The 10,305-nt window shown below is 63.3% G+C and carries 12 protein-coding genes; all 12 read right to left on the bottom strand.

Annotation, left to right across the window (positions count from 1 at the left end):
• Positions 1–695 (bottom strand): acyl-CoA dehydrogenase family protein (locus tag PHW99_RS12915; protein WP_300178089.1); only part of this gene is annotated, 695 nt, incomplete at its 3' end.
• A gap of 27 nt (positions 696–722) precedes the next feature.
• Positions 723–1,406 (bottom strand): SDR family oxidoreductase, encoded by a 684-nt coding sequence (locus PHW99_RS12910; RefSeq protein WP_300178087.1) that lies wholly within the window; start codon positions 1,404–1,406, stop codon positions 723–725.
• 71 nt (positions 1,407–1,477) lie between these two features.
• Positions 1,478–2,659 (bottom strand): acetyl-CoA C-acyltransferase, encoded by a 1,182-nt coding sequence (locus PHW99_RS12905; protein ID WP_300178084.1) that lies wholly within the window; start codon positions 2,657–2,659, stop codon positions 1,478–1,480.
• A gap of 45 nt (positions 2,660–2,704) precedes the next feature.
• Complete coding sequence (gene aceK, locus PHW99_RS12900; protein WP_300178081.1) at positions 2,705–4,555, bottom strand: bifunctional isocitrate dehydrogenase kinase/phosphatase; 1,851 nt, start codon at positions 4,553–4,555, stop codon at positions 2,705–2,707.
• 22 nt (positions 4,556–4,577) lie between these two features.
• Positions 4,578–5,234, bottom strand: a complete 657-nt coding sequence (gene can / locus PHW99_RS12895; protein WP_300178078.1) for a carbonate dehydratase — start codon at positions 5,232–5,234, stop codon at positions 4,578–4,580.
• Between the two features lie 82 nt (positions 5,235–5,316).
• Positions 5,317–6,498 (bottom strand): isovaleryl-CoA dehydrogenase, encoded by a 1,182-nt coding sequence (locus tag PHW99_RS12890; RefSeq protein ID WP_300178075.1) that lies wholly within the window; start codon positions 6,496–6,498, stop codon positions 5,317–5,319.
• A 44-nt stretch (positions 6,499–6,542) separates the two neighbouring features.
• Positions 6,543–6,968, bottom strand: coding sequence for a PaaI family thioesterase (locus PHW99_RS12885; RefSeq protein WP_300178072.1), 426 nt, complete (start codon positions 6,966–6,968; stop codon positions 6,543–6,545).
• Positions 6,965–7,402 (bottom strand): MerR family DNA-binding transcriptional regulator, encoded by a 438-nt coding sequence (locus PHW99_RS12880; RefSeq protein WP_300178069.1) that lies wholly within the window; start codon positions 7,400–7,402, stop codon positions 6,965–6,967. Before PHW99_RS12880 ends, PHW99_RS12885 begins: the two co-directional genes overlap by 4 nt.
• A 109-nt stretch (positions 7,403–7,511) precedes the next feature.
• The gene (locus tag PHW99_RS12875) at positions 7,512–8,381 is read right to left on the bottom strand and encodes a SprT family zinc-dependent metalloprotease (protein WP_300178066.1); all 870 of its coding nucleotides are present in this window, start codon (positions 8,379–8,381) and stop codon (positions 7,512–7,514) included.
• Positions 8,382–8,398: 17 nt separating this feature from the next.
• Positions 8,399–9,133, bottom strand: a complete 735-nt coding sequence (locus tag PHW99_RS12870) for a lysophospholipid acyltransferase family protein (protein ID WP_300178098.1) — start codon at positions 9,131–9,133, stop codon at positions 8,399–8,401.
• Positions 9,134–9,230: 97 nt separating this feature from the next.
• Positions 9,231–9,800, bottom strand: coding sequence for a D-glycero-beta-D-manno-heptose 1,7-bisphosphate 7-phosphatase (gene gmhB / locus PHW99_RS12865; protein ID WP_300178063.1), 570 nt, complete (start codon positions 9,798–9,800; stop codon positions 9,231–9,233).
• A gap of 19 nt (positions 9,801–9,819) precedes the next feature.
• On the bottom strand, positions 9,820–10,305 hold a 486-nt coding region (locus PHW99_RS12860; protein WP_300178060.1), incomplete at its 5' end, for a DALR anticodon-binding domain-containing protein.

The raw sequence follows: 10,305 nt of genomic DNA, 5'->3' as shown, positions 1-10,305 counted from the left end.
ATGCCGTAGCCATCCCCTTCGCGGCCAAGCAGGTTGTCGACCGGGATGCGGCAGTTGTCAAAGTTGATCTGCGCCGTGTCGCTACTGTGCTGGCCCAGCTTGTCTTCCAGCCGTGCCACCACATAACCCGGGGTGTTGGTCGGCACCAGAAAGGCGCTCAGGCCCTTCTTGCCAGCGCTCTTATCGGTGACGGCGATGACGATGGCCACGTCGCCATGTTTGCCGCTGGTGATGAACTGTTTGACCCCGTTGATGACGTAGACGTCGCCGTCTTTCACCGCCGTGGTGCGCAGACTGGAGGCGTCGCTGCCCACATGCGGCTCGGTCAGGCAAAACGCGCCCAGCAGCTGGCCCTGCGCCAGCGGCTCCAGCCACTGCTTCTTTTGCGCGGGGTTGCCGTGCTTCATCAGGATGGCGTTGACCGGGCAGTTGGTGACGCTGATCACGGTGCTGGTGCCGCCGTCACCCGCGGCGATTTCCTCCAGCACCAGCGCCAATGTCAGGTAGTCCAGCCCGGCACCGCCCAGCTCTTCGGGCACGCAGATGCCGTAAGCGCCCAGCGCAGCCAGGCCCTGGTGGGCAGCTTGGGGGAAGGTGTGGTCCTTGTCCCACTGGGCGGCGTGGGGCCACAGCTCGGTTTGGGCAAAAGCGCGTACCGCGTCGCGCACCATTTCCTGGTCTTGGGTCAACAGCATCCAATGCTCCGGTTTTAAAAAATCAACTTACCAACTGCCCAACGGTGTGCCATCCCAGCGCAGGTAAGGCACGTCCTGGCAACCATGCAGGGGTTTTTGGCTCTTGTGCGCGGCCAGCGTCTGGCGCATGGCGCTCACGCTGTCCTGCACGGTCAGCGGGGCGGCGGCGGTGCCCATGTCGGTCTGCACCCAGCCCGGGTGCATCAGCAGAAACTGCGCCCGCGGGTAGTCGGGCTGCGCCGCCACCACCGCCATGTTCAGCGCCGCCTTGCTCACGTGGTAGATCCAACCACGGCTGCTGCTGGTGCCGCCGATCTGGCCCATGTCGCTGGACAGAAAGGCAAACTGGCCGTGCGCTTCTTCCACCCAGGGCGCCACCTGCGGCAGCGCCTGCATGGCACCGAGCACGTTGGTGTGCATCATGGCATCAAAGGCGGGTTGGGTCGGGGGCGAGTTGGCACCATCAGCCGAAAAGACCCCCGCCACGTACAGCGCCAGGTCCAGCTTCTCGCCATCCAGCACCCAGCTCAGGCCACTGACGCTGGCGGGGTTGGCCACATCAAGCCCGATGGCCTGTGCCCCCAGCTCACGCAGGTGCGCCAGCCCCGCCTCATCCCGGGCGGTGGCAATCACGCGGTCCCCGGCGTGCAGGTACTGGCGCACCAGTTCCAGGCCAATGCCACGGGATGCGCCGATGACAAAAACAGTCATGGCACCTGGCTGCTTTTCAGCATCAAACAAGGCCTTATCCCACGTATTGATTGCACTGTATGCTTCACTATTTATAGCATTTCCAACGCCACAGCGGTTCCTTCACCGCCCCCGATACACAGCGTGGCGACACCGCGTTTCAAGCCGCGCGCCTGCAAGGCATACATCAGGGTGACCATGATGCGCGCGCCGCTGCAGCCAATCGGGTGGCCCAGGGCGCAAGCGCCACCGTTGACGTTGACGATGTCGTGGCTGAGCTGGAGGTCATGCATCAGCGCCATCGGCACCACAGCGAAGGCTTCGTTCACTTCCCACAGGTCCACGTCGCTCACGCTCCAGCCGGTCTTGGCCAGCAGTTTGTTGACAGCGCCAATCGGGGCGGTGGCAAACCAGTTGGGCTCCTGCGCGTGCACCGCATGCGCCACCAGCCGGGCCAGCGGCTTGCAGCCCAGCTTGGCCGCGGTGCTTTCGCGCATCATCACCAGCGCGGCAGCGCCGTCGTTGATGCTGGAGCTGCTGGCCGCGGTGATGGTGCCGTCTTTTTTGAACGCAGGTTTGAGGCTGCTGATCTTGTCGAGTTTGACCCGGCCCGGGCCTTCGTCAATGGCAATCACCTTGTCACCGGCACGGCCTTTGACCGTGACCGGCGTGATCTCGGCAGCAAAGGCGCCCGAGGCCGTGGCCGCCTGCGCCCGCGTCACGCTGGTGGTGGCAAAGGCGTCCTGCTGCTCGCGGGTGAAGCCGTACTTGGCGGCGCAGTCTTCACCAAAGGTGCCCATGGAGCGGCCCGGTTCGTAGGCGTCTTCCAGGCCATCGAGCATCATGTGGTCAAAAATGCGGTCATGGCCAATGCGGTAACCCCCGCGGGCCTTGGGCAGCAGGTAGGGCGCATTGGTCATGCTCTCCATGCCGCCAGCCACCAGCACCTCAGCGGTACCGGCCTGCAGCATGTCGTTGGCAAACATGGCAGCCCGCATGGCCGAGCCACACATCTTGGACAGGGTGACCGCACCGGCACTCAGCGGCAGCCCGCCCTTGAGCGCGGCCTGGCGCGCTGGCGCCTGGCCCTGGCCGGCCATCAGGCAATTGCCGAAAATCACTTCGTTGACCCGCTCGGGGCTGACCCCGGCGCGGGCCACGGCGGCGGCAATGGCCGCCCCACCCAGGTCATGCGCGGCCAGCGCCGAGAAGTCGCCCTGGAAGCTGCCCATGGGGGTGCGGGCGGCACCCACGATCACGATGTTGTCAGTCATTTTGAGTCCTTTCAAGTAAATCAGTGAATGCGGCATTGGCCCCCGTCAAATCGAATCTGGCAGCTCGGAGTTGACGGGATCGGGGTGGAAACGTTTGCTCTGTTCATACGGAAACACATCAAACATGTGACCGGCCAGAATGCGGTCCTTGTTCTTTTGCCAGAACGCCGGATCCAGCAGGTTGGCATGGTGTTTCATGAACACCTCGCGCACCGCCGTATTGCCCAGCAGGAACGGACCAAAGGTCTCGGGGAACACGTCGCGCGGCCCGACGGTGTACCAGACCTCGCCCGACAACTCGTCTTCTTCGCAGCGCGGGGCCGGCACCTTGCGGAAATGGCAGTCGGTGATGTACTCGATCTCGTCGTAGTCATAAAACACCACCTTGCCATGGCGCGTGATGCCGAAGTTCTTCCACAACATGTCGCCGGGAAAGATGTTGGCGGCAATCAGGTCTTTGAGCGCATTGCCGTATTCAATGACTCCGCGCTCAAGCTGTTCACGCGCACGCAGCGCAGCCGGGCTGGTGTTGCCGGGGTCGGCGCCACCAGCATCAAAAGCGTCCTGCAAATAGATGTTGAGCGGAATCATGCGCCGCTCGATGTAGACATGCTTCAGGATGACTTCGGTCTGGCCGTCACCGTCCCGGTCACTGATCTCGAGTTGGCTGGGGGCGAATTTTTCGATCTCGGCAATCAGCTCGTCGGTGAAGCGCTGGCGCGGGAAGGCCACCTCGCTGTATTCCAGCGTGTCGGCCATGCGCCCGACCCGGTCGTGCTGCTTGACCAGCAGGTATTTGCTCTGAATCTGTTCGCGGCTGGTGTCCTTGGGCGGCGGGTAAAAGTCCTTGATGACCTTGAACACATAAGGAAAGCTGGGCAGGTCAAACACCAGCATGACCATGCCCTTGATGCCCGGCGCAATGCGGAACTGGTCGGTGGAGTGGCGCAGGTGATAGAGAAAGTCCCGGTAGAACAGGGTCTTTCCCTGTTTGGCCAGCCCCAGCGCGTTGTAGATTTCGTTGCGCGGTTTGCGCGGCATCATGCTGCGCAAAAACTGCACGTAGGCACTGGGAATCTCCATGTCGACCATGAAGTAGGCCCGGGCAAAGCTGAACAACACATGCAGGTCGTCCTCACCATGCAGCAGCGCGTCGATGACCAGCTGATTCCCGCCCTTGGCGTACAGGATCGGCAAGGCAAACGGCACGTCCACAAAGCCGTTGATCATCTTGCCGACGATGTAGGCGCCCTTGTTGCGGTAAAACAGGCTGGAGAGCACCTGGATCTGGAAATTGGCGTGTAACTTGGCCTGGCCCAGCAGCGGCATGATGGCCTTGAGCACCAGGGCGACATCCCGCTCCAGGTCTTGAAACTCGCAATGCAGGTCAAAGTCGCGCACCATCTGCAGCAGCACCGCCTGCATGTTGTTGGCCTTGGGGTAGTAGGCGCGGTAGGTGGGGCGGGTTTCGTTTTCGCTGTTTTCAATGTACTCGGTGCTGACCGCCGGGCGGATGAAAATGAAGTCGTTCTGGAAATAACTGCGGTGCAGTATCTTGGTGGTGACCGAGTTGAAAAAGGTCTCGGCCAGCTCGGGCTGGTGGTGGTCCACCAGCAAGCCGATGTAATGCAGCTTGACCTGGTGCCAGATGTTCATCGGCTGCTCCCCAGCCTTGAATTCGCGCTCCAGCCGGTTGGAGCATTCACGCACCCGCAGGTCATAAAACTCGATACGTTCGCGCTGGGCACGCTGCTGGCCGGCCCAGTCGGCGGTCTCGAACCGGTGTTTGGCACGGGCTGACTCGGTGCGAAACAGGCGGTAATGGCGGTTGAAGCCGTCCATCATGGCTTTGGCAATCTCGTAGGCAACCGTGGAGTCAAGGCGGGTCGGGAACATGGGGGGCTCTCTTGTTGGGGTGTCAGATCATCTCACCACGAGGATAACGCTTGAACGCATTGCGAAACACCTCCACGACCTCATGGCTGCCCCGCATGCTGACCCCCAGGTCCTTCACCATGCCGTCTTTCAGGCCGTAACACCAGCCATGCACCGTCACCTTTTGCCCTCGGGCCCAGGCGTCCTGCATCACGTTGCTCAAGGCCACGTTGCCCACCTGCTCGATCACATTCATTTCACACAGGGTGTCTTCCTGCTCAGCCACACTCAGGTGGTCGAGCCGGCGGCGATGGCGCAGCTTGACATCATGCACATGGCGCAGCCAGTTGTCGGCCAGCCCCACCCGGGTGCCGCGCAAGGTGGCCAGCACGCCACCACAGCCGTAGTGTCCGACCACCATGATGTGCTCCACCTTGAGGTGGTCCACCGCGAACTGGATCACCGACAGCGCGTTGAGGTCCGAATGCACCACCACATTGGCCACATTGCGGTGCACAAACACCTCACCCGGGTCCAGCCCGGTGATTTCATTGGCCGGCACCCGGCTGTCAGAACAACCGATCCACAGGTATTTGGGCGCCTGCTGCTGCGCCAGCGCCTTGAAAAACCCGGGCCGCTGGGTCTCCATGCGGGTTGCCCACAGGCGGTTGTTGTCCAGCAGGTGTTGAAGATCGGTCATGTGGCGGGGTCTCCTGGTTAAGTGTTGGTGGCCTGCTTTTTTGATTGTCCCCGGACCTGGCCGGCGGGCTGGCACGCCACCATCAGCAGGTTTCCGCAAACAGTTCGCGCCCAATCAGCATCCGCCGGATTTCGCTGGTGCCGGCACCAATCTCGTAGAGCTTGGCGTCGCGCCACAGACGGCCCAGCGGGTAGTCGTTGATGTAGCCGTTGCCGCCATAGATCTGCACCCCCTCGCCGGCCATCCAGGTGGCTTTTTCGGCGCACCACAAAATGACCGAGGCGCAGTCCTTGCGCACCTGGCGCACGTGCCCGGCGCCCAGCAGGTCCAGGTTCTTGGCAACCGTATAGGCAAAGCTGCGCCCGGCCTGCAGCACGGTGTACATGTCGGCGACCTTGCCCTGGATCAGCTGGAATTCGCCGATGCTTTGGCCGAACTGTTTGCGGTCGTGGATGTAGGGCACCACGTTGTCCATCACCGCCTGCATGATGCCCAGCGGGCCGCCGGTCAGCACCGCGCGCTCGTAGTCCAGCCCGCTCATCAGCACCTTGGCGCCATTGTTGAGTCCGCCCAGGATGTTTTCTGCCGGGACTTCCACGTTGTTGAACACCAGCTCACCGGTGTGGCTGCCGCGCATGCCCAGCTTGTCGAGCTTCTGCGCGATGCTGAAACCGGGCATGCCCTTCTCGATCAAAAAGGCGGTGACACCGCGCGCGCCCAGCTCGGGCTCGCTCTTGGCGTAGACCACCAGGGTGTCGGCGTCCGGGCCGTTGGTGATCCAGAACTTGCTGCCGTTGAGCAGGTAGTAGCCGCCCTTGTCCTCGGCCTTGAGCTTCATGCTGATGACGTCACTGCCGGCGCCGGGTTCACTCATGGCCAGGGCGCCGACGTGTTCGCCGGAAATCAGCTTGGGCAGGTATTTCTGCTTCTGCGCGTCGCTGCCGTTGCGGTTGATCTGGTTGACACACAGGTTGGAGTGCGCGCCGTAGGACAGGCCGACCGAGGCGCTGGCGCGGCTGATCTCTTCCATGGCCACCATGTGGGCCAGGTAGCCCATGTTGGCGCCGCCATACTGCTCGGGCACGGTGATGCCCAGCACGCCGAGCTCGCCCATCTTGCGCCAGCAGTCCATGGGAAACTGGTCGTTGCGGTCGATCTCGGCCGCGCGCGGCGCGATCTCGGCCTGGGCAAATTCGCGCACGGCGTCACGCAAGGCATCAATGTCTTCACCAAGCTGGAAGTTGAGTCCGGGCAGGTTGTTCATGGTTTGTCTCCTGAAAAATAATGATGTTGGAGGGAAAGCGGCTATCAGTAAGTCTTGGGCACCGGCACCAGGGTCTGCTGCATCACGGCACAGGGTGAGGTCTTGCCGGCATCGTCCACATGCACCACTTCGGCCGTGGTCACGATGATGCGTTTGCCCCCCCTGACCACACGGCCGGTGGCACGCAGCTCGCCGCCCTGGAAGCTGGCCAGGAAATTGATCTTGTATTCCACCGTGACCACCTCCATGCCTTCGGGTGCCACGGTCAGGCCGGCATAACCGCCAGCGATGTCAGCCACAGCCCCCATGGCACCGCCATGGAAACCGTCCTGCTGCTGGGTCACCTTGTCGGAATACGGCAGCATGATCTCCACCAGCCCGTGCTCAACCTTGGTCAGGCGGGCAGCCAGATGCTGCATCATGCCCTGGCGCAGAAAGCTTTGCTGCACGCGCAAAAACAGCGCCGTCATGACAACGCCCCCGTGTCCGGGGTCTTGCGGCGGGCCGCGGGTGCCGCCTTGGCCGATTTGGCCAACAAGGCACGGGCCTCTTTTTCATGCACCTTGACCTCGTCCAGATTGGCCTGCACCTCGGCCAGTTGGTCCTCCAGCTGCTGCCGGTGGGAGGCCAGCACCTGCAGGAACTTGCGCAACTGTGACTCGGTGTCGCGCGGGCTGTCATACATGTCGATGATCTCTTTGGCCTCGGTCAGGCTCAGGCCCAGGCGCTTGGCGCGCAGCGTGAGCTTGAGCCGGGTCCGGTCGCGCCCGCTGTAGATGCGATTGCGTCCGCCTGGGCCGGTGCGCTCGGGCTGCAACAGGCCCATGTCTTCATAAAACCGCATGGCCCGGGTGGTTAAATCGAACTCTTTGGCCAAGTCGCTGATGCTGTAGGTGGATGACATGGGGTGAAGGCGCCGCAATTGACGTTAACGTAAACGTCAATTATGGCGCAAATCCGCGCCATCCAAACCATGTGCACGCCGCTCGCAACAGGCCCCGGCGTGACGCGCGTCACAGGTCCCAGCGTGGCGCGACTTCGCTTTTGAGTTGCTGGCGCAGCGCCGCGTAGTCCGGCACCACCGAACGCACGGTGTCCCAGAAGCGTGGGCTATGGTCCATCACGCGCAAGTGGCTCAGCTCGTGCACCACCACGTAGTCCAGCACCGACATCCTGAAGTGCACCAGCCGCCAGTTCAGCCGGATCGAACCATCCACACTGGCGCTGCCCCAGCGCGTGCCGGCATTGCTCAGCGCCAGCTTGCGCCACTGCACACCCAGCATCGGCGCATAGTGGTCCAGCCGCTGCTGGAACAGGGTTCTGGCCTGACGCATCAACCAGGCCTGCACGCGGTCGCGAATTTGTTCGGGACTGGCGCCGTGCGGCAGGCTCAGGCGCAGCACGGCGGTCGGCGCCACCTCGTCGGCGGGGTCACCCGCCGGCAGCAACTCGGCCCCACCGGCGCCAAAACGATGCCCGGGTTCCAGCCGAATGGTCAAGGCCTGCCCCAGATAAGGCAGGCGGGCACCATCACGCCAGTCAATCACGTGTTCGGCCAGACGGGCATGGCGTTCGCGGGTTTCCTGCAGCTTGCGCAAGATCCAGGGCGCCTTGGCCTGCACGGCGGCGTCCACCTGGACCAGCGTCACCCATTTGGGGGCGCGCACGGCCAGACCATCGGCCCCGACGCTGAAGCCGATGCTGCGGCGCTGGCCGCGCTGGAACTGGTAAGCCACCAGCGCGCCCCCCAGGCGCAGCTCGCGGCTGGCTTTCGGGTGCCGGAATTCCACAACATTTTTGATAGCAACAGGTGCTTTTTCCACCTGGGCTGGCGCCGGATTTGGCTCAAACAAATCCAGCGTGAAACGCAGCAGCGGATGCATGGCGGGCGAACCAGGTGTTAACGGTAGGCCTCGGGGTCGATGCGGCGCATCTCAGCCTCGATCCAGGCCTGGGCTTCACGCATCAGGGCCTTGGGGTCGCGCCCCTCACTGGGCATGGGCGGGCCAATCGACACCCGCACCACCCCCGGCTGTTTGACAAACCGGTCGCGCGGCCAGCAGCGGCCCGTGGCCACGGCAATCGGCACCACTGGTGCGCCGCTTTCCACCGCCAGCCGGGTGCCCGCGGTCTGGTAGGTTCCCTCCTGCCCACGCGGTATGCGGGTGCCTTCGGGGAACATGATCACCCAGGTGCCTTGCGACAACAGCCGACGCCCTTGTTCGATCACATGTTTCATGGCGGCGGCGCGCGATTCGCGGTCGATGTGGATCATGTCCAGCCGCGCCATCGACCAGCCAAAAAACGGGATCTTCAACAGCTCACGCTTGAACACAAAGGCCAGCGGGTGCGACATCAGGGTCGGTAGCCACAGGGTTTCCAGGGTGGACTGGTGTTTGGACAGCAGCACCGCCGCACTGGTGCGACCCAGCGGCAGGTTGTCCAGCCCTTGCACCTCCATGCGCACACCCAGAATCACCCGGGTGCCCCACATCACGACCCGGAACCAGTTCACCGCCACCCACCAGGCGGCATTGCGCGAGGCCACCAGCGACACCAGGATGACGGCCAGCGTCCAGGGAACCACGGTGATGGCCATCCAGAGCAGATGCAAGACAGAACGAATCAAAGAGATCACAAGCTTTTCAGGGCTCCAGCCCAGATAAACAAAGGACAAATAGCTACATTTTCCATAGCAAACAAAACCGGCATGGAACCCACCCCCGATCGCCTCAACCGGCGTCGGCCTCACGCGCCAGCAGATGGTCGGCAAAAGCGGCCAGATCAGCATGGACCTGGGTCTGTGACGGAAAGTCTTCCGGCAAACTGCGGCCCTTGTAGGCCAGCCCTTTGCCGGTGAGCACCAGATGCGGCTCACAGCCCAGGGCGACACCGGCCACCAGATCCCGCGCCGAGTCACCCACGGCGGGCACCCCTTTCAGGTCCATGCCGTAACGCTCGGAAATTTGCTCAAACAGCCCGGCGGCCGGCTTGCGGCAGGCGCAGGCGTCATCGGGCGTGTGCGGGCAGTAAAACACCGCATCAATGCGCCCGCCCAAGGCCGAGAGCTGTTGGTGCAACTTGGCGTGGATGGCGTTCAGGTCGGACACCTCAAACAGGCCGCGCCCCAGCCCGGACTGGTTGGACGCCACCACCACATGCCAGCCGGCCTGGTTCAGGCGGGCAATGGCTTCGAGCGCACCAGGCAGCGCCACCCACTCGTCGGCCGACTTGATGAACTCGGCGCTGTCGTGGTTGATGGTGCCGTCGCGGTCCAGAATCACCAGTTTGATCGGCGTCATGGCAGTGCCTCGGCTGCCATCAGGCCGCCAGCCGCGACAGATCCGCCACGCGGTTCATGGCCTGGTGCAGGGTCTTGAGCAGGCCCAGCCGGTTCAGGCGCAGATCCAGCGCTTCGGCGTTGACCATCACGTCGTCAAAAAACGCATCCACCGGGCCGCGCAGGGCCGCCAGGGTTTGCAAGGCCGTCGTGTAGTCGCCGGCCGCAAACAGCGTATTGGCTTCGGGCACAAAACGCTGCAACACGGCAAACAAGTCCTGTTCGGCCTGTTCCTGCAACAACTCGGGATTGACATGGGCATCCACCTCGTCGGCCTTTTTCAGGATGTTGCCGATGCGCTTGTTGGCCGCAGCCAGCGCGGGCGCCTCGGGCAAGGCGGCAAAGGCGCGCACCGCTGCGAGCCGCTTGGCCACGTCCCCCAGACGCTGCGGGCGCAGCGCCAGCACGGCGTCGACCTCCTGGGCGCTGTAGCCTTGTTCGCGCAGCATGCCGGCCAGACGGTCATA

The organism is Rhodoferax sp. (assembly GCF_028689305.1).
GTDB lineage: Bacteria > Pseudomonadota > Gammaproteobacteria > Burkholderiales > Burkholderiaceae_C > Rhodoferax.
This window is presented reverse-complemented; position numbering and strand designations above follow the sequence as displayed.